This window comes from Hypericibacter terrae (assembly GCF_008728855.1).
GTDB classification, from domain to species: Bacteria; Pseudomonadota; Alphaproteobacteria; order Dongiales; family Dongiaceae; genus Hypericibacter; species Hypericibacter terrae.
Window position 1 is genome coordinate 2,548,782 of record NZ_CP042906.1, and the last position, 18,320, is coordinate 2,567,101.

Here is an 18,320-nt window from a genome sequence, read left to right on the forward strand (position 1 = left end):
ATGAATCACATTCCTTCTCCGGAGCAGGAGGTCGGACCACGCGGGCAGGAGACGCCGTCCGATCCGGGACTCGACCGACGGCGGCGGCGCATGGCCCTGCTGCTCGGGCTGGGGGCGCTCGCGGTGCTGGGTATTCTGGTCGCGATCGGCGCTTCGGGACATGCGGCGCGGCGTGCCGCAACCATCGCCACGCTCGAAGCCCAGCAGGCCGCTGTGCCGGCAGTGCATGTCGTGGCGGTAAAGCCGGTGGATTCGGCGCGTCAGGTCGACTTGCCCGGTACTCTTCAGGCCTTCGACAGCGCGACGCTGTTTGCCCGTGCCACTGGCTATATCAGCAAAAGAAACGTCGATATCGGCAGTCAGGTGCGTGCCGGCGACGTGCTTGCTGTCATCTCCGCCCCCGATCTGGATCAGCAGCTCGCCCAGGCTCGTGGCCAACTGGCGCAAATGCAGGCGTCGCTGGTCCAGGCGCAAGCCAACCAGGATCTGGCTCATGTCACCAACAACCGCACGTCGGAGCTGGTGAAGGATGGATGGGACACGCGCCAGCAGGGCGACAACGACCGCTTGACGCTTGCGGCCAACACGGCGGCCGTCGGCGTTGCGCGCGCCAACATCGAGGCGCAGCAGGCGGTGGTGGCCCGGTTGGAGCAGCTCGTCGGCTTCGAGAACGTGGTCGCGCCCTTCACCGGCGTGATCACCAGCCGGCTCGTTGATGTCGGGAGCCTGGTCTCAGCCGATGGCGCCAACAACGCGACAGCGCTTTTCTCGATCGTTCGCAGCGACGTGCTTCGGGTTCAGATCTACGTGCCGCAGGAAGCGTTCTTCGGCCTGAAGGTCGGGGACCCGGCCGAGGTCACGGTGCCGGAGCTTCCCGGCCAGGTCTTCCACGGCACGGTGGCCCGTGACGCCAGCCAGCTCGACCAGCAAACCCGTACCATCCTGACCGAGGTGGATGTGGACAATGCCGATGGCAAGCTGACCGCGGGCCTCTATGGCGTCGTGCATCTGAAGGAGCCGCGCCCGGAGCCGGTCGTGCTGGTGCCATCTCAGGCGGTGATTTTCAACAAGAACGGGCTCAGTGCGGCGGTGTACGAGAATGGCGTGGCACGCCTGCGCCATCTCGATCTCGAGGCGGATGACGGCGCCCAGGTGGAGGTCCGCGCCGGTCTTAAACCCGGCGACCAGCTCATCCTGAACCCGCCGGTCGGCGTCTCCGACGGCATGAAGGTCAAGATCGCGCCCGAGGTGGTGGCGGACGAGGCCACGAAACCTGGAAATTAATCCGCGCGCCGGCGATCGTTACACGGCTTGGTGCAGGCCGAGCCGGTCTCGTTCGCCGTTCCGACGCCGTCAGATCAGCCGCGGATCCAGTCCTTGAACTGCGCCTGCCAATAGACAAGCTGGCCATAGACCGTGCCGGGGAAACCGCCGGTCCATTGCAGGCCGTAGGGCCGCAGCAGCTCCCAGCGCTTGTCGCCCTCGACGATGGCGCTCGCCACCAGCTCGCCGGTCATGGCGGTGGTGCCCATGCCATGGCCGCCATAGCCCATGCAGTACCAGACATTGGTCTCGATCTCGCCGAGCTGCGGCATCTTGTGGGCCGGATAACCCATGAGCCCGCCCCAGGCGAGCTCGACCTTGACGTCGGCCAGCTGCGGGTAGACCGCGAGCATGCGCTTGCGCAGCCAGCGCGCGAGGCGCGGCGGGTCCTCGCCGAACATGGTGACGCCGCCGCCCCAGAGAATTCGCGTGTCGGGCAGGGGCCGGTAGTAGTCGAAATCGAAGCGCGAATCATAGACCGCATAGTTGCAATTGATCGCGGTCTTGAGCCGCTCGCCCAGCGGCTCCGTCACCATCACATAGGTCGCGACCGGCTTCAGCGCGCGCGAGAGGCGCGGCTCGAGATCGCGGATATAGCCGCCGCAGCAGATCAGCACCGTCTTGGCCACGACCTCGCCGCCCTCGGTCTTGACGCGCTTCACGGCGCCCTTGAGCTCGAGGCCGGTGACGCGCGACTGCTCGAACAGTTTGCCGCCCTTCCCGGCGAGGGTCTTGGCGACGCCGCGCGCATAATTGAGCGGATGGAAATGGAAGCCCTCATTGCGGTAGAGACCGCCGTGATAGCGATCTGTGATCAGGAACTGGCGAAGTTTCTCCTTCGGCCACCATTCCAGCTCGACGCCGAAATTCTCGGTCATGAATTTCATCTCGGCTCTCGCCTCGGCTGGATCGTCGCGCCACCAGCCGCCGACCATGCCGGAATCGACCGGTTGGGCCGGAATGGCGTAGCGATCGATGCGGCTCCGGATGAGCTTCACGGCGTCGCGGGTCAGGTCCCAGAGAGCCCGCGCGTCTCTCGGGCCGCTGGTCTTGAGAACGCGCTCGGCGCCGCCGGAGAAGCCGGGGCTGACGAAGCCGCCATTGCGGCCCGAGGCGCCCCAGCCGACCTTGTTGGCCTCGACGACGACGACCGAGCGGCCGCGCTCGGCGAGGCTCAGGCCCGCCGAGAGCCCCGCCAGGCCGCCGCCGACGATGCAGATGTCGGTCTCGATCTTGCCGGCGAGGGCGGGGTAGTCGATGCCGGGCGTCGCGGTCTGGGCGTAGTAGCTGTTGATATGTTGGGCCATGTCACATGTCTGGAATTTTTTGCGGATGATGGTGCGGAGCGGCGCGCGGGTCGAGTTCCGGGGCACCATAGGTGCCGGCGGTCATCGGGACGGCCACGTAATTGCTCTGTTCGCGGGCTGAAAGTGCACGCCGCACCAGGATACGCAGCGTGACGAAAGTGGCAATCAGGGAAAGTCCGCCGACCATGAACCAGAACAGGCCGAAGGGCCCGAGCCAGCCCATGACGAAACCGGCGACCGTCGGACCGATCGCCGAGCCGAGGCCCCAGGCGAAGAGCAGGCCCGCGCTGGCGGCGACGAAATCCTGCTTGGCGGTGTAGTCGTTGGTCTGGCCGACGCCCAGGGCATAGAGCGGCGCGGTGGCGCCATCCAGCAGGAACAGCACGACCAGGAGCGTGAGGAAGGCGGGCGTGTCGAGCGAGGCGACCAGCGCCGCCAGGGCCGCGGCCGAGATCAGCGAGATCAGCATCAGCGGCCGCCGGCCAAAATGGTCCGACAGGAATCCGATCGGAAACTGGATGATGAGACCGGCGATGGTCGAGGCGCTGAAGAGGATGGCGAGCTCGCCCGTGCTCAGGCCCACGCGCTCGGCATAGGCGGGCAAAAGGCCGTAATAGGCCGAGTTGAGCAACCCCGAACCGAAGCAGACCACGACGCCGGTGGGCGAGATGGTGAAGAGCTTGCGGATGCCGAAATGCACGCGGTCGCCGATCTCGGGATTGCCGACGCGGGTAAGCGCCATCGGGATCAGCGCCGTCGCGAACAGCATGGCGATGATGCAGAACAGGATGACCGAGCCGATCCGGTCGTGGAAATTGAGGGCGAGGGGGCTGACGCCGCTCGCGGCCCAGGAGACCGCCATATAGTAGGAAAAGATCCGGCCGCGATTGTCGTCGGTCGCCTTGTCGTTGAGCCAACTCTCGATCACCACGAACTGGCCCGCGAAGGCGTAGCCCAGCAATCCGCGAAGCGCGATCCAGGCGTAGGGCTCGTTGAAGATGATATGGCCCAGCGTGGCGTTGCCGGCGACGGCGGCAAAGACCGCGAAGGCGCGGATATGTCCGACGCGATCGATGACCCAGTGGCAGCTCAACGTGCCCAGCAGAAATCCGGTGAAATAGCCGGAGGTGACGAGGCCGATGAGGCTGGTCGAGACGTTCTTCTGCGCCAGATCGAGGCTGATGAGAGGCGACAGGACGCCGAGGCCCGCTTCCATGAAAGCGACCGCCAGCAGCACCTGCGTCACCGGTCGGACGCCTTTGAGCATGGGAATTCCCCTGTATCCGTCGCCGCAACCTGCCGGCACCGTTCCCGCCGCCATGCTCGCCCGGCGGGCCAGGGCTTGGCAACGGAAAGCGGTTGCACGAACTGGCGAGAAATATTCTCGCCCCCTCCCGCAAGGGGAGGGGGCGAGATTTTTATCTGATGTGCTATTCGATCAATGCCGTCTGGCCGCGCTTGTAGAGGCCGTTGGCGATGATGAGACGCTGGATCTCGGAGGTTCCCTCCCAGATCCGGTCGACGCGGAGCTCGCGGAAGAAGCGTTCGGCCACGTTCTCGCGCATATAGCCGCGCCCGCCGAAGATCTGGACCGCGCGGTCGGCGACCCGGTTCGCCATCTCGGAGGCATAGAGCTTGGCGACGGCGCATTGGGCATGGCTCACCTTGACGTCCACGCCGGCGTCGATCTCCTCGGCCGTGCGATAGGTGATGAGGCGGGCCGCCCAGAGCTCGGTGACGCTGTCCGCCAGCATGAACTGGATTGCCTGGTAATTGGCGATCGGCTGGCCGTTGGCGTAACGCTCCTTGGCGAAGGCGGTGGCCTCTTCGATGAGGCGCGCCGCGGCCCCGCAGCATCGCGCTGCAATGCCGATGCGCTCATAGCGGAACCAGTCATAGGTGAAGCCCATCCCGTCGCCTTCCTCGCCGATGCGATGGGTCACGGGCACCCGCACATCGTTGAACCGATAGATCGGGTGGTGGGCGGCGTAGTTGTGGGTATAGGCGGGGGTGCGGACCAGCTCGATGCCGGGCGCATCCATGTCGATGAAGAACAGGCAGTGCGCGCCCTTGTGCGATCCCTCGGCCAGCTTGGCCTGGAAGATGAAGTGATCGGCATGGTTGGCCGAGGTCACATGCCATTTCTCGCCACTGAGGACATAGTGATCGCCCTCGCGCCGCGCCGTGGCCTTGATGCCGTCGACGTCGGAGCCGGCATCGGCCTCGGTGATAGCGTAGCATTCATGCCGCTCGCCGCGGATGTTGGGCTTTACCCATTTTTCCATCTGGAAGGGGGAGCAGGCGGCGACCATCCAGGGCGGCGTCGAGCTGTAGCACCAGCCGAGCGCATTGGTGACCTTGCCGATCTCCTCCTGGATCACCGTCTGCTCCAGCATGGTGAGTTCCTGGCCGCCGAGCGCGCGCGGGATCGCCAGCGCGTGCAGGCCGATCTCGCGCGCCTTCTGCTTGTGGCGCTTGCGGATCTCGGGCGGCAGCTCGCCGCCATTCATCTCCGCCTGGACCTCATAGGGAATGAGCTCGTCGGTCACGAAGCGGCGGGTCTTTTCCTGCCAGGCGCGGGCGCTGGGCGGCAGCGGATAGGACATCGAAGTCTCCAGATCAGAAGGGCTAGGGTGCGGGCGATGCGGCTAGCATCGCGCTGTTGGTCGCGGCGATCGTGCCCGGCGCGGGCGCGCGGCGCAGCTTCGCGACGGGAAAGTGGCGCCGAACCTGGTCATGCAGCTGACGCACGCAGATCTCTTTCTCCGATAGGACTCCCACCTCATAGCTGCTGCTCTCGAGACCGCGCTGGACGGATTCGATCAGGAAATTGTCCTCGTTGAACACCGGCCAGTTGACGCGCCAGCTGAGATAGCGACAAGCCTTGAGCCGGCGCTCGAGATCGGTCGGCAGCCCCGCCAGCTTGTAGGACCGTCCGCGCAGGGCGCAGCGTCCCGGCCCCAACGGGACGGCATGGAAATAGTCGATCTGGTCCGGATAGATGTCGAACCCGATATTCGGCAGCAAGCCATAGAAGGTCCAGGCGCGTTGGCGTTCCGGCGTCAGGTAATCGAGGTCCGGCAGCAGGCGCTGATAATGCCGCTCGCTCCAGTTGGGGGAGGGCCGGTCGCGGAGCTGGGCCACGGCGCGCGAGACATCGCCGGGCTTCACGTCGAGATCGTAGCTGTTGCCGAACAGGCGATAGAGTCCGGGGTGGCCGACCGGGACATGATAACCCTCGAGAAAGTTATCCATCATGTTCTTCCAGTCGACCGGGACCTCGATGAAATAGAGCTTGTCGCGCGGCTCCATCTCGGGGATGCGGTATTGGTCGAGCTCGGCGGCATAGGGCGCCATGCGCTCGGCGATGCTGGGCCCGCCCTCACGGAACTTCACGAACACGAAGCCCTGCCAGATCTCGAACGGCAAGGGGTGAAGCCCGTGGGTCGCCTTGTCGAGACCCGGAAACTGCTTCTCGCCCGGCACGGCCTTGAGCCGGCCATCGAGCCCGTAGGTCCAGCCATGATAGAAGCAGCGCAGCGCAGCGCCCTCGCAGCGGCCGAAATCGCCACGCGCGACCGCCGCGGCGCGGTGCCGGCAGACATTGTGGAAGGCGCGGATCTCGCCATCCTCGCCGCGCACCACAAGCGCGCGCTCGCCCAGGAAGTCGAACGTGGCATAGCTGCCGGCGTCGCGGATCTCGCTCTGATGGCAGACCAGCTGCCATTGATTCAGCAGCAGATGCTCTCGCTCGAGCGCGAAGAACTCCGCGTTGTTATAGGTCCAGGCGGGAAGGGTCTCGGGCGGCCCGAAGCGCTTGTCCTGCCGAACGACCGGCGCTGGGACGGGGCGATCCTGCGTGGAAACAATGAGGGTCATGACGGAAGATCCTCTGATGTGTTCTGCGAAAGGGGACGACAGGGGGCGCCTGTCGGGCGGCTTCAGGCGGTCGCGGCCTGCGCCGGTTGGGGCGGGCGGGCATGAAGCGCGAACTCGCGGGGAAAGACGCTGGCCAGATAGACGAAGGAGACCCGCTTGAGATCGTCGCGGCTGACCGTCTTGGGATTGGTCAGGAGGTCGAGCCAGAGTCCGTCGCTCATGGCATTGAAACCCCGCGCGATGGCATCCAGATCGAGCCCGCGATAGCCGCCCCGCTCGGCGATGGCGGCGCAGAGCCCGCGGGTCTGGGCGAAGAAGCGGGCCGAGATGTCGGCGCAGATCTCCAGATATTCCGGCCGCCAGCGCGCCTCGCCCCAGAAGGCGTACCAGACGGTGAGATGCTTGCGGCTGGCGATGCGGGGGTTGAAGTCCGCCTCGATGATGGCGGCGAATTGCTCGGCCGGTTCGTCGCCGGCCTGCGCGATGGCCTGCTCGATGAAGCGCTCGTAGGTGGCCGCCAGATGGCGCAGCGTCGCGACCAGCAGCTCTTCCTTGCTGCGGAAATAGAAGTTCACGATGCCGCTGGAGAGATGCGCCGCCTTGGCGATGTCGGCGAGTGTGAGGGCGGCAAAACCGTGGCGCGCGATCATGTCGATCGTCGCCTCGATCAGCTGCGTGCGGCGGATTTCCTTGATTTCGGCGCGTCCCATGAAATGAAGTATGCATTTATATATTCCATAATGCAATGAAAATACTGTAGATTATGTAATTTATTGAATGATCACATAATCAATATCTCCAGAAATGGGGAACCTGGCGGTGTGAAAGGGCAAAGACAAGGCAGAGCCTGCTTGCCTTGCTGCGCCCGGAGCCCACGGTTAGGCTGCGCCGCCCTGGCCCCCCGCGGCCCCGCTGAGCGGAAAGGATCCTGCCTTGCTCGAGATCGTGAATGACGGTGCGGTGCGCACCCTGGCGCTCGATCGGCCCGACGCGCGCAATGCGCTGAGCCTCTCCTTGCTGAAGGCCCTGCGCGCCGCCTTGGCGGAGGCGGTCGAGGACAATGTGCGCTGCCTCGTATTGACCGGGCGCGGACGCGCCTTCTGCGCCGGCGCCGACGTCATGGAGTGGTCCGAGGAGGTGGCGCGCGGCGCGACCGATTACGATTGGGTGCCCCAGTCGCATGCGCTGATCCAGGAGATGGCGGCCTTTCCGGCGCCGACGATCGCGCTGCTGAACGGGGCTGCCGTGGGCGGCGGCCTCGATCTGGCGCTCGCCTGCGATTTCCGCTTCGCCGCCGACAGCGCCAAATTCATCTGTTCCTATACCAAGGTGGGCTACTCGCCCGATCTCGGCGGGACCTGGCTGATGCCGCGCCTGATTGGCATCGAGGCCGCCAAGCGCTTCGCCTTCACCGGCGAGACCTGGCTGGCGCCGGAAGCGCTGCGCCGCGGCCTGATCACGGAAATGCATGGCAGCGATACGCTGCAGACGGCGACCTATGAGTTCGCGAAGAAGCTCGCGAACGGACCGACGGTCGCGCAGCGCCACACCAAGCGGCTGATGGACAGCGCCGGGGAACGGACGCTGGAGCAGCAGCTTGAAGAGGAGCTGGCCGCGGGCCGTCTCTGCGCCCAGACCGAGGACCACAAGGAAGGCCTGGCCGCGGCCGTCGAACGCCGCGACCCTAACTTCGTGGGGCGCTGACACCGATGCCGCTCGATTTCACGCCGACCGACGAGCAGCGGATGCTGGTCGAGACCGTCCGCACTTTCATGGAGAGGGAGATCTTCCCCCATGAGCGCGAGACCGAAAGGCTGGGCGAGGTGCCGCCCGAGCTGGGCGAGCAGATCAAGCAGCGCTCGAAGGAATATGGCCTCTATGCCGCCAACATGCCGGCCGAGATCGGCGGCGGCGGGCTCGATTTCCTGTCGATCGCGATGATGGATCGCGAGATCGGCAAATCGACCTGGGGCCTCTGCGGCTGGATCGGGCGCCCCTCGCAGATCCTCAATGCCTGCGAGGGCGAGCAGCGCGAACGCTATCTGCTGCCGTCGATCCGGGGCGAGATCAAGGAAGGCTTCGGCCTGACCGAGCCCAATGCCGGCTCCGATGCCATGGGAATCCAGACCCGCGCCGTGCGCGACGGCGACGACTGGATCATTAATGGCAGCAAGCATTTCATCAGCGCGGTGCGGAAGCCGGACTTCATCATCCTCTTCGTCGTGACGGGAATGGACGAGACGCCGAAGGGCCCGCGCAAGCGCATCACCTGCTTCCTGGTCGATGTCGGCACGCCGGGCTTCGAGATCACGCGCGGGCCCCGTCCGGTCAGCCATCGCACCTATCACAATTACCAGCTGAGCTTCAGCGATGTGCGGGTGCATAAGCGCCAGATCATGGGCGAGGAGGGCAAGGGTTTCGACCTCGCCGGCTCCTGGCTCGCCAATACGCGCCTGCTGGTGGCTTCCAATTGCTGCGGCAAGGCCGAGCGCGCACTGCAGATCGCCACCCAGTGGGCCGCCACGCGCAAGCAGTTCGGCCAGACCATCGGCAAGTTCCAGGGCGTCTCCTTCAAGCTCGCCGACATGGCGACCGAGCTCGCGGCCGGCGATATGCTGACCCTCCATATCGCCTGGAAATACATGAACGGCACCATGACCAATGGCGATGCCGCCATGGCCAAGGTGTTCTGCTCGGAGATGGCGCAGCGCGTGACCGATCACGCGATCCAGATCCTGGGCGGCATGGGCCTCATGGACGAGGTGCCGCTCGAGATGCTGTGGCGCGACACCCGCATCGAGCGGATCTGGGACGGCACCAACGAGATCCAGCGGCATATCCTCTCGCGCGAGCTGCTGCGGCCCTACGAAGCCTGAGCCGCGAACGACCGCTGCCAACCGACAACCAAGGACTTAGTCTCCCGATGTTTCAGAGCGATCTCCTCAAGGGCAAGCGCATCCTCATCACCGGTGGCGGCACCGGGCTCGGCTATTCGATGGGGCAGCGCTATCTGGAGCTGGGCGCGGAGCTGGTGATCTGCGGCCGGCGCACGGAGGTCCTGGCCGAGGCCAAGGCCAAGCTAGAAGCCGAGACCGGCGGCAAGGTCGAGACCCATGGCTGCGACATCCGCGATTCCGCGGCGGTCGAGCAGATGCTGGACGCGATCTGGGCGGTGCGTGCGCCCGACGTGCTGGTGAACAACGCCGCCGGCAATTTCATCGCGCGCAGCGAGGAGCTGTCGCCGCGGGCCGTTGATGCGGTGCTGGGGATCGTGCTCCATGGCAGCGCCTATGCGACGCTCGGCTGCGGCCGGCGCTGGCTCGCCGGAGGCCACAAGGCCACGGTGCTCAGCATCATCACCACCTATGCCTGGACCGGATCGGCCTATGTCGTGCCCTCGGCCATGGCCAAGGCCGGGGTCATGGCGATGACCCGCAGCCTGGCGGTGGAGTGGGGTGGGCGGGGCATCCGGCTCAATGCGATCGCCCCCGGGCCGTTCCCGACGCCGGGCGCCTGGGAGCGTCTGGTTCCCCGGGCGGACCTGGCCGAGGGCTTCGGCACCAAAAATCCTTTGGGCCGGGTCGGAAATCACAGGGAACTCGCGGACCTCGCGAGCTTTCTTGTCTGTGATGGATCGGGCTATATAAATGGCGAGGTCGTGACCATCGATGGCGGCGAATGGCTGATGGGCGCAGGGCAGTTCAACTTCCTCAGCGCACTCACCGATCGGGATTGGCAGGCGCTGAAGCCGAAGAAAAAGAGCTAAACGCTTATCGATATTGGATTAATTTGGCTTTCCCGAGGCCCACGGGCTGGCCGATGAAGGATAGACTGCCGCTGCGCCGCGAGGGATCGACCCGCGGTTGCGACAGCGGACAGAGGAGGGCCATGTTTCAACGCATTTCCTTGGCGGCCGCACTCACGGGAGCCCTGCTGCTCGGCGCTTGCGCCAGGCAGTACGAGGATCCGCCCGCGCGCCAGACCAGCCTGATTCACCCGCCGCCGGTGGTCGTGGCGGAGCCCTCGCCGCCGGAGCCGGTGCCGATGCCGGCGCCGGCCTTCCCCATTCCGCTGCAGAAGCCGGGCTCCGAGGTCGATCTGGCCTCGACCACCGGAACGACGACAACCGCGAGCGACACGACGGCAACGGAGCCTCCGGACGGAACCCCGAATGCGATGCCCGACGGCAGCACCACTGTCGCGCCCGAGGCCGCCGACCAGACAGCAACGGCCGGCACCGCACCGCTGGTCGACCGGGACGATCCCAAGCGCCTGGTGGGCCTGAACGAGGCGCAGACCATCGGGCTGCTGGGCGATCCCTTCATCGCCGAGGAGCGGCCGCCGGCAAGGATCTGGACCTTCTCGGAAGGTGGCTGCCGGCTGCAGGTCTTCTTCTATCCCGATCTGAGCGACCAGCATTTCGAGGCGCTCACGGTGGCCTTCTCCGGTATCGACGATACCGACATGGCGCGCCGGGCTTGTTTTGAGGCTTTATTGGAGAAACACGGTGCCTGAAGGTAGCGATCTGAAACTTCGAGGCCGCGTTGCGGTCGTGGACGACGACGCGATGTTCCGCGAATCCCTGGGATTGAATCTCGGGGAGAGCGGGTTCGAGGTGATGGAGTTCAATGGTGGGCGGCCGTTCCTCGACTGGCTGGGTGCCGGCAACGGCGTCGACGCCATCCTGCTCGATTGGCGCATGCCGGGCATGGACGGGCTCGCGGTGCTCCGCTCGCTGCGCGAGCGCGGCGTTCGCGTGCCGGTGATCTTCCTGACCGCCCTCAGCGACGACATCTACGAAGAGGCGGCCTTGCGCTTCGGCGCGGTCGATTTCATCGAAAAATCGCGCAGCCTCGCGATCATCCTGCAGCGGCTGCGCCTGATCACGGATGGCGCCAAGCCAAACGCCACCGGTGCCGCGGCACCTGGCGCGGGCCCCACGCTGAAACGCGGCAAGCTCGAGCTCAAGACCGACATCGCACGTGCCTTCTACGACAACAAACCCGTCGACCTTACCGTGACCGAGTTCAACATCGTCTGCGCGCTCGCAGCAGCGATCGACGCGGATGTCTCCTATCGACAGATCTACGATCTTGCCCGGGGCGCCGACTTCGTCGCCGGGCAGGGCGAGGAAGGCTATCGAGTCAATGTCCGTTCTTTCATCAAGCGGATCCGGCAGAAGTTCCGAACCGTCCATCCCGAGTTCAACGGGATCGCGAACTACCCCGGATTCGGCTATCGCTGGGTCGATCCCGAATAGGGAGATCCCGGTGGCGACGACCGCTCTACCTCCCTTACGGGCTCATTCGCTGGTCCGTCGCGTCGTCCTGTTGGCCGGGGCCTTCATCGCCGTGCCGCTGGTGCTCTACATCACCCTGCGCGACGTCTATAGCGAGCGCCAATTGTTGCTGCTGGAGGGCGTGCGGGAGCAGGGGCGGCTGGTGGCCACGGCGCTCACGCCGCTTCTGCAGGAAGAGGACGTCTCGGCGCTGCCCAAGATCGCCGGCGAGCTGGATCGTTTCGGCGGTCCCGAGACGCGGCTCAAGGTGCTGTTCAGGAAGAGCGGCGATGCCGGCGCCTCGAGCTTCTATTTCGTGGCCGCGGCTCCCGCGGTGGATACCAATCAGCTCGACGACGAGCGCCAGACTTTGTTGAAACAGGGGATCCTCGAGAAGGTCGCCGCCACCTGTAACGACCGCGTGGCGCTCGCGGATCGCTATCATGCGCCGGACGGAAGCGAGGAGCTGCTGACCTCGATCACGCCGGTGCTGTCGCCGACCGGTTGTTGGGCGATCGTCATGTCGCATCCGCTCGACAGCATCATCGGCACGCAGCTCGGCCGGGCCTATTGGACGCGGCCCGAGGTCCAGATCGCCGGCGCCATCTATCTGCTGCTGGCGGCGCTCACCTTCGGCGTGCTGGTGAGCATCCGGCGCAGCGTGATCCGGTTCCGCGACCTGGCGCAGGAGATCCGCGTCGATGGCAAGGACGGCGCCACCTTCGCCGAGCGCAACGAGGTCGCGGAGCTCGGCGGCGTGGCGCGCGAGTTCGATCGCATGATCGGCCGGCTGCGGGCGTCGGCCCGCCATCTGCGCCAGGCCGCGCAGGACAATGCCCATGCCTTCAAGACCCCGATCGCGATCATGCGCCAGGCCATCGAGCCGCTGCGCCGGCTGGCCACCACCGGCGACGACCGCGCCAACCGCGCGCTGCAGATCCTGGAATCCTCCGTCGACCGGCTGGATTCGCTGGTGGCGGCGTCGCGGCGCATGGACGAGACCATGGCCGAGCTGGTCGATCCGCCGCGCGAGCGCGTCCATCTCTCGGCGCTCGTCGGGCGCATCGCGGCCGGCTATCGGCCGCTGATCGAGGGCCGCCGGATTGCGCTCTATGCCGATATCGAGGCCGGTCTCACGGCGCTCGGCGGCGAAGAGCTGATCGAGACGATTGTCGAGAATATTCTCGACAATGCGGTGGGCTTTTCGCCCGAGGGCGGCCGGATCGATCTGGGCCTCAAGCGCAACGGCGCGCGGGTGATCCTGAAAGTCTCCGATCAGGGGCCGGGCGTGCCCGAAGGCGACCTCGAGCGCATCTTCGAACGCCAATATTCGCAGCGTCCGACCGAGGGCGCGGGGGCCGACGATCATCGCTGGCATTCGGGCCTCGGATTATGGATCGTTCGCCGTAATGTCGAGGCGATGGGCGGCGATGTTAAGGCTTTGAATGCCCCCAAAGGGGGCCTAATTCTCTCGGTATCTCTGCCAGTTGCGCGATAAACTTAGCATAAAGGGAGATTAACCACTTACCACAACAATGCCTCATCGGGCCCGCATGCGATTCGGCTACCTTGTCCCTCGCATGATGAGTTTGATCCCCACACAAGTCGCCGCGGCGACCCGGTCTCGCAAGTCGATCACGACGCGCGATACCTTCACCGACGAGCCTCTGAGCGAGGCCCGCGCGAGCTTCAGCGCGGAGCTCGATTGGACGCTGCGCCGCATCGGCGCGGTGCGTCTGCGCGTGACTGTCGCCTGCCTGACCATGCCCCGCGACGGGAAGCAGGGGCAGCGTCTGGCGGAGGTCATCGCGGCGATGGTCGCCCGTCATTCGGCCTTGGCCGGTGTGGATACGGACGGCGCCGTTCTGGCGGCGAGCTTCGGGCCGCGCCGCTTCGGCGCGGCGGGCGACATGGAAGAGGCACGGCGTCTGATCGGCTGGTTCCGTGAAGCCGTTGCCGAGGTCGCGCCCGCCCTCGAAGGCCGCGCGATGATTTCGGTCGCTCATCTCTGGAGTGACGAATGGGTCGGCCTCGCACCCTATACGCGGCGCGTCATGTTCGCGGCGCCCTTGCCGCTGGCAGGGCTGGCCGAAGCGGTCTGATCCGCTCTCAAGAGTTCTGAGCCGAAGACTGGGCCCCGTTTCAGCCGGGGCCCTTTCTATTTCGGGTGCGACCCTTACTCGGGCCGCAGACCGCGGAGCGTGAGGTCGCCCTCCGCCAGCGCCGCCTTCACCGAAGTCAGGCCCAGCTCCAGCTCCTCGAAGCGTTCGCGCACGCGCCGGATCTCGGCGATCTCGAGCTCGCCCGGCAGCGTCTCGGTGTTGTTGCCGAGGTCGATCAGCTTGGCGAGATAGCGGCCGCGCAGGCGCGCCACCAGGCGCGCCAGCTTCTCGACCTCGCCGGGAGCGACGTCGATCACGGCATTGAGGGCTTCCTTGCGCGCGAGCTTGCGCTCCTGGGCGCCGAGCTGCGACAGGAACTGGCGCACGGTCGGCGCCGTGTCGATGGCGGGGCCGGGCAGGCTCGATTTCGTCTCGGCGGGCTTGGGCGCGGCGGTGCGGGCGAAGACCGGCTCGCGCGGGCCGTCAGCGGCTTCGGCGCGGGCCCGGCGGTCGGCGCGGGTCAAAATGGCAAGGCTCATGGGTGGCCTCCTTCCTGGTGGGCGCAAGAACGGCCGGCTGGGCAGATTCGTCCCCTCTCCGGCCTTGGCTGCCCACAGTCTTGCAAACCATAAGCCAAGCCCGTGCGACGGCAGATCAAGACGTTAGCGCTCCGCGGCAGGGGCAGAGGGTAAAGATTGCCGGGTCGTTTCGGCCGGATTGCCGAATGCCAATTGATCCAGCCGGGCCGCTTACCGGACCCATCGGGGTCGCGATGTGCTTCAGATACCGGTCCTGAGCATCACGCGCTCCGCGATTGATTTAAATGTCTACTGCCGCGACCGATCCGGCATCGGCAGAATCGCTCTGACGACGATGTTGTTGTTTCCACCAATGACGCTGAGCGGAGGGGGCGCAAAAGGCGCGCTGCGCTGGATCGCCGTTGCGGCGGCGTTATCGAGAACTTGGTAATTGGTGCTCTGGATGAGCTTCATGTCCACCAATCTACCCTGACGATCGATGACAAGCCGAAATATCGCGACGCCGCTCAGATTGAACATCTCGGCTGTCGGCGGGTAGTAGCTGTGGCTGAGAATCGTCGCCAGCATGGCATTGAGGTACTGATCGCCGCTGCCTTCATCGAGCAGCAAATTCAAACTGTCAGGTGACGTAGCAGCTTCCGATTGCGTGGGCGGTGTGATGACGGTCTTCCGTTGATCCGGCACCGGCGGCTTTTTGGGGGGCACGGGTGCCGGGATCGCGGCCTGTTGTGTCTCGCGCGGCGCGGATTGGGGCGGCACCGGAACAGCCTGCGGCGACGGCGCGTCTGGCAACACCGGGGCCGCGGTCGCAGCCGGTGGCTCCGGCAGGGGAGGCGTGGGGGCAGTCGCCGGTGGCGGCGGCGCTGCCTCCGCAGCATGAGCGGGCGCGCCACCCGGCGGCTTATCAGCTTGATCGCCTCCCGACGCGGCTGGCGGAACCTGTTGTGGGGGTGCCGGCGGCACCTTTGGCTCCGGCGGTTTCTCGACGGGCTTTTCTACTGGAGGCGCTGGCGGCGGCTTGGGCTGCTCCATGACAATGTCGACCGGGATCGGGTCGGGTTTGTCTGGTTTGCTCAGGATGAATCCATCGTCGATCGTGGTGACCACGGCGATGTGCAACAGAATCGCCGCGATGATCGCCACGCCCCACCGCCACCGGAGATCGCGGTCGGGCAGGGGCGGCGACAGGGGAATGCGTTCCTCGTGATAGGAACGCGCGGCGCGCTCGAGCGAGAAGCTCGGCGCGGCGCTGTCCATTATCGCGAGATGATCGGTCATGCCCGCCCGTCAGTTTCGCTCAAGGGCCTGTCGGCCCGCTGTCCGGAGCGGACCGATCGCCGGCGCTCACGGCTGTAGATGTAGGCGAGGTTCTGCGGATGGCCAGGAATGAGCGCGGACCTTACCGATTTGCGAGAGTTGCCCGGACCGATGCCGGGACGGGCGCATCGGCCTCCACGCTTGCCTGCGGGCTTCTGAAACGCCCCGACGGCGTCCTGGGTTTCCTCGGCGAGGATCCCTGACCTTGCCGAGCCCTGATTCCGGAACGAACAAGGGGTTGAGAACACTGCCTCAACCCCTTGTTTTAAATGGCTCCCCGGGCCGGATTCGAACCAGCGACCAAGCGGTTAACAGCCGCTTGCTCTACCACTGAGCTACCGGGGATCAGAGGCGGCCGGGGTTATAGCAAAAGCCCCCCTGGCCTGCAAAGTTTCTTTCCGGGCCGTGACAGGGGGCTAAAGCATTTGGCCGACGCGGATTTTTGCCGCGGGGCACCGGCCTGCAAACGCCTGCTTCCGGCCCCGATTCGGGCCCCCGGCCCGGGTCAGGCGATAGGTTTGTCGTACACCCGATAGGTCTTGTAGACCCGCCCGCCGACCTTCTCGATGATCTTCCGCATCGGGATGTTGTCCTCGAGGATCCAGGAGAGCTCCGCCCGGTTGGCGCGGAGTTCCTTGGTCCCCTGCCGCAGCTCCTCGAGCACCCGCAAGATGATGCCCGACCCCACCATGGTCCGGTGATAGGGCTTGCTCAGGCCGAACAGCAGGACGCGGCCGGTCCTGAGTTTGGACACCTTGAGCCGCCAGAGCAGCTTGGCCCAGCCGAACGGGAAGAGGCGTCCGTCCAATCCAGCGATCGCCTCATAGATGTTGGGAAGCGAGACGATCATGCTGACCGGCTCGCCATTGACCGAAGCAATGATGACCACCTTGGGCTCCACCACCGCCTTCATGGTCTTGGCCGCATGCGCGATCTCGGCCTCGGTCAGCGGCACATAGCCCCAATTGTCGGCCCAGGCGTCGTTGAAGATGTCGAGGATGATGCGCAGGTCGCGGTCGAAGTTCTTCATGTCGACATTGCGCACCGTGACCGCGGCGGGATCCATGCCGGCGCGCCGCAGGATCGCCTCATGCGTGATCGGGTTGTTCTTGTCGACATCGTAGTCGTAGGCGATCAGGTCCTTGACCTTGGCATAGCCCGCCGCCTCCACGAGCGCGCCGGCGAAGGGCGGGCTGTAGGGCATCATCATCATCGGCGGCGCGTCGAAGCCGTCGATCAGGAGCCCGACCTCCTCGTTGGTCGAGAAGTTGAGGGGGCCCATGGCGCGCTTCATGCCCTTGGCCTTGAGCCAGCCCTCGGCCGTGGCCAGCAGTGCGCGGAACAGGGCGGGATCGTCTACCGCGTCGAGGAAGCCGAAATGGCCGGTGGCGTCCTTGTAGCGCTCCAGATACAGGCGATCGATCTGGGCGCTGACGCGGCCGACTACCTCGCCGCCGCGCCGGGCGAGGAAGAGCTGCGCCTCGGCATGCTCGAAATAGGGGTTCTTGCCGGGCGTCAGCGCCTCGCGCCGCTCGAACCGCAGGGGCTGCACGAAGCCGGGGTGACCCTGGCTGTAGAGCCGGCTCGGCAGGCCGATGAAGGCGTCGAGATCGCGCCGGTTGGCGACCGGCGTGATCTCGATGGCGTCGGAACGGCCGCTCCCGCGGTCAGCGGCTGCAGACATGGAGGACCGTTTCAGTTCTCGCTGGATGCCACGCGAAAGCGGCGGGGATTGCCGTCGCCGCGCGTGCCGTGGGAAAGCGCGGCGACCCAGGGATAGCGCAGGGCTTCGTCCTCGGTATAGCCGAGATTGAAGACCGTCGCGCTCTTCTGCCGCTCGCGCGCGGCGCCGTAATAGGTGCCGAACAGCTTGTCCCAGGCATAGTTCGTGATGCCGTAATTGCCCTGCTCGTTATGGAAGTGGTGCTGGAGATGCAGCCGCTTGATGCGCTGCAGGAACTTCGATTTCGGCGCGAAGTTCAGATGCTGCACGCAGTGGCAGAACTCGTAGAAGATCGTGGTGACCAGGCCGGTGGCGAAAGCAGCGGCGGCGCCGGCGGGCCCCGCGATCAGGTAGCCGACCGGAAGCGTGATCGCGCCGATGGTGGGCAGCGTGGTGTAGAGCGCGCCGAACAGGACGCGCAGATTGTGCGGATCCTGGTGGTGGTCGAAATGGATGCGCTTCCAGCCCGCCGCCGTGAAGCGGCTCTTGTAGAGGTAGCGCCCATGCAGCACGAAGCGGTGCAGCAGGTACCAGACCAGCGGATAGACCAGGATCGACACCGCCACCGCCGGGATCAGCGGCAGGGGCGATTCCATCCAGCGCCAGACCAGCCCGATGGAGACGATCGACAGCGCGATATAGGTGAGCACCGGCGGATAGGTGAAGAAGGCCCTCACCAGTTCCGGCAGCGTCATCCGGTCGAGATTATGGGTGCGATTCCAAAGGCTCATAGCCGCCTAAATCCTTGTCCGCCAATAATCTAGAGGGGGTGCCCCGCCGCGGCAACCCCTGGGGACGGCATCGTCCCTGAAGGCCCGCCGATTGCGACCTTAGGCCGCGTGGGGAGGGCGG

At 65.8% G+C, this 18,320-nt stretch carries 17 protein-coding genes and 1 tRNA gene; 8 read left to right on the plus strand and 10 right to left on the minus strand.

The genetic code is table 11. The annotated features are described in order from the left end of the window. Positions 1-1,284, plus strand: coding sequence for an efflux RND transporter periplasmic adaptor subunit (locus FRZ44_RS11615; protein ID WP_151177341.1), 1,284 nt, complete (start codon positions 1-3; stop codon positions 1,282-1,284). Between the two features lie 74 nt (positions 1,285-1,358). On the opposite strand, the gene FRZ44_RS11620 is transcribed toward FRZ44_RS11615, so the two are convergent. The 5 genes from FRZ44_RS11620 to betI form a co-directional block, all read right to left on the minus strand. Continuing rightward, complete coding sequence (locus tag FRZ44_RS11620; RefSeq protein ID WP_191908546.1) at positions 1,359-2,630, minus strand: NAD(P)/FAD-dependent oxidoreductase; 1,272 nt, start codon at positions 2,628-2,630, stop codon at positions 1,359-1,361. A gap of 1 nt (position 2,631) precedes the next feature. Then, a complete protein-coding gene (locus FRZ44_RS11625) occupies positions 2,632-3,897 on the minus strand; it encodes an MFS transporter (RefSeq protein WP_191908547.1) in 1,266 nt (421 codons plus the stop codon). A 163-nt stretch (positions 3,898-4,060) separates the two neighbouring features. Then, positions 4,061-5,236 (minus strand): acyl-CoA dehydrogenase family protein, encoded by a 1,176-nt coding sequence (locus FRZ44_RS11630; protein ID WP_151177344.1) that lies wholly within the window; start codon positions 5,234-5,236, stop codon positions 4,061-4,063. Between the two features lie 22 nt (positions 5,237-5,258). Beyond that, entirely contained in the window at positions 5,259-6,509 is a 1,251-nt protein-coding gene (locus tag FRZ44_RS11635; protein ID WP_151177345.1) for an aromatic ring-hydroxylating oxygenase subunit alpha, read from the minus strand. Positions 6,510-6,571: 62 nt separating this feature from the next. After that, positions 6,572-7,219 carry a transcriptional regulator BetI gene (gene betI, locus FRZ44_RS11640; RefSeq protein ID WP_151177346.1) on the minus strand — a complete coding sequence of 216 codons (648 nt, stop codon included), beginning with the start codon at positions 7,217-7,219 and terminating at the stop codon, positions 6,572-6,574. A 223-nt stretch (positions 7,220-7,442) separates the two neighbouring features. Between betI and FRZ44_RS11645 the strand changes: the two genes are divergently transcribed. The 7 genes from FRZ44_RS11645 (at position 7,443) to FRZ44_RS11675 (ending at position 13,889) form a co-directional block, all read left to right on the plus strand. Further along, positions 7,443-8,213: an enoyl-CoA hydratase/isomerase family protein gene (locus tag FRZ44_RS11645; protein WP_225308654.1), complete on the plus strand. Its 771-nt coding sequence runs from the start codon at positions 7,443-7,445 to the stop codon at positions 8,211-8,213. Between the two features lie 5 nt (positions 8,214-8,218). Next, entirely contained in the window at positions 8,219-9,385 is a 1,167-nt protein-coding gene (locus tag FRZ44_RS11650; protein WP_151177348.1) for an acyl-CoA dehydrogenase family protein, read from the plus strand. A gap of 47 nt (positions 9,386-9,432) precedes the next feature. Next, a complete protein-coding gene (locus FRZ44_RS11655; RefSeq protein ID WP_151177349.1) occupies positions 9,433-10,275 on the plus strand; it encodes an SDR family oxidoreductase in 843 nt (280 codons plus the stop codon). A gap of 122 nt (positions 10,276-10,397) precedes the next feature. Next, on the plus strand, positions 10,398-11,024 hold the full coding sequence (locus FRZ44_RS11660; protein WP_151177350.1) for a hypothetical protein: 627 nt from the start codon (positions 10,398-10,400) through the stop codon (positions 11,022-11,024). Continuing rightward, positions 11,017-11,769 carry a response regulator transcription factor gene (locus FRZ44_RS11665; protein WP_225308655.1) on the plus strand — a complete coding sequence of 251 codons (753 nt, stop codon included), beginning with the start codon at positions 11,017-11,019 and terminating at the stop codon, positions 11,767-11,769. The genes FRZ44_RS11660 and FRZ44_RS11665 overlap by 8 nt, the downstream gene beginning before the upstream one ends. A 10-nt stretch (positions 11,770-11,779) precedes the next feature. Further along, complete coding sequence (locus FRZ44_RS11670) at positions 11,780-13,285, plus strand: sensor histidine kinase (protein WP_151177351.1); 1,506 nt, start codon at positions 11,780-11,782, stop codon at positions 13,283-13,285. Positions 13,286-13,367: 82 nt separating this feature from the next. Beyond that, positions 13,368-13,889 carry a hypothetical protein gene (locus FRZ44_RS11675; protein ID WP_151177352.1) on the plus strand — a complete coding sequence of 174 codons (522 nt, stop codon included), beginning with the start codon at positions 13,368-13,370 and terminating at the stop codon, positions 13,887-13,889. A 74-nt stretch (positions 13,890-13,963) separates the two neighbouring features. Here FRZ44_RS11675 and FRZ44_RS11680 read toward each other — a convergent pair whose 3' ends face one another. The 5 genes from FRZ44_RS11680 to FRZ44_RS11700 all read right to left on the minus strand — a co-directional run bounded on the left by FRZ44_RS11680 (position 13,964) and on the right by FRZ44_RS11700 (position 18,199). After that, positions 13,964-14,428 (minus strand): hypothetical protein, encoded by a 465-nt coding sequence (locus FRZ44_RS11680; RefSeq protein ID WP_151177353.1) that lies wholly within the window; start codon positions 14,426-14,428, stop codon positions 13,964-13,966. A gap of 288 nt (positions 14,429-14,716) precedes the next feature. Then, complete coding sequence (locus FRZ44_RS11685; RefSeq protein ID WP_151177354.1) at positions 14,717-15,706, minus strand: TonB family protein; 990 nt, start codon at positions 15,704-15,706, stop codon at positions 14,717-14,719. Between the two features lie 309 nt (positions 15,707-16,015). Beyond that, positions 16,016-16,090, minus strand: a tRNA-Asn gene (locus FRZ44_RS11690). 160 nt (positions 16,091-16,250) lie between these two features. Then, a complete protein-coding gene (locus FRZ44_RS11695) occupies positions 16,251-17,429 on the minus strand; it encodes a dATP pyrophosphohydrolase (protein ID WP_151177355.1) in 1,179 nt (392 codons plus the stop codon). A gap of 11 nt (positions 17,430-17,440) precedes the next feature. Continuing rightward, on the minus strand, positions 17,441-18,199 hold the full coding sequence (locus tag FRZ44_RS11700) for a sterol desaturase family protein (RefSeq protein ID WP_225308656.1): 759 nt from the start codon (positions 18,197-18,199) through the stop codon (positions 17,441-17,443). Positions 18,200-18,320: the final 121 nt, after the last annotated feature.

Bases quoted from the DNA above. Each gene is read 5' to 3' on its own strand.
- FRZ44_RS11650 (WP_151177348.1), top strand. From the start codon at position 8,219: ATGCCGCTCGATTTCACGCCGACCGACGAGCAGCGGATGCTGGTCGAG.
- FRZ44_RS11635 (WP_151177345.1), bottom strand. From the start codon at position 6,509: ATGACCCTCATTGTTTCCACGCAGGATCGCCCCGTCCCAGCGCCGGTC.
- betI (WP_151177346.1), bottom strand. From the start codon at position 7,219: ATGGGACGCGCCGAAATCAAGGAAATCCGCCGCACGCAGCTGATCGAG.
- FRZ44_RS11660 (WP_151177350.1), top strand. From the start codon at position 10,398: ATGTTTCAACGCATTTCCTTGGCGGCCGCACTCACGGGAGCCCTGCTG.
- FRZ44_RS11620 (WP_191908546.1), bottom strand. From the start codon at position 2,630: ATGGCCCAACATATCAACAGCTACTACGCCCAGACCGCGACGCCCGGC.
- FRZ44_RS11615 (WP_151177341.1), top strand. From the start codon at position 1: ATGAATCACATTCCTTCTCCGGAGCAGGAGGTCGGACCACGCGGGCAG.
- FRZ44_RS11680 (WP_151177353.1), bottom strand. From the start codon at position 14,428: ATGAGCCTTGCCATTTTGACCCGCGCCGACCGCCGGGCCCGCGCCGAA.
- FRZ44_RS11700 (WP_225308656.1), bottom strand. From the start codon at position 18,199: ATGAGCCTTTGGAATCGCACCCATAATCTCGACCGGATGACGCTGCCG.
- FRZ44_RS11685 (WP_151177354.1), bottom strand. From the start codon at position 15,706: ATGACCGATCATCTCGCGATAATGGACAGCGCCGCGCCGAGCTTCTCG.
- FRZ44_RS11675 (WP_151177352.1), top strand. From the start codon at position 13,368: ATGATGAGTTTGATCCCCACACAAGTCGCCGCGGCGACCCGGTCTCGC.
- FRZ44_RS11695 (WP_151177355.1), bottom strand. From the start codon at position 17,429: ATGTCTGCAGCCGCTGACCGCGGGAGCGGCCGTTCCGACGCCATCGAG.
- FRZ44_RS11630 (WP_151177344.1), bottom strand. From the start codon at position 5,236: ATGTCCTATCCGCTGCCGCCCAGCGCCCGCGCCTGGCAGGAAAAGACC.
- FRZ44_RS11655 (WP_151177349.1), top strand. From the start codon at position 9,433: ATGTTTCAGAGCGATCTCCTCAAGGGCAAGCGCATCCTCATCACCGGT.
- FRZ44_RS11625 (WP_191908547.1), bottom strand. From the start codon at position 3,897: ATGCTCAAAGGCGTCCGACCGGTGACGCAGGTGCTGCTGGCGGTCGCT.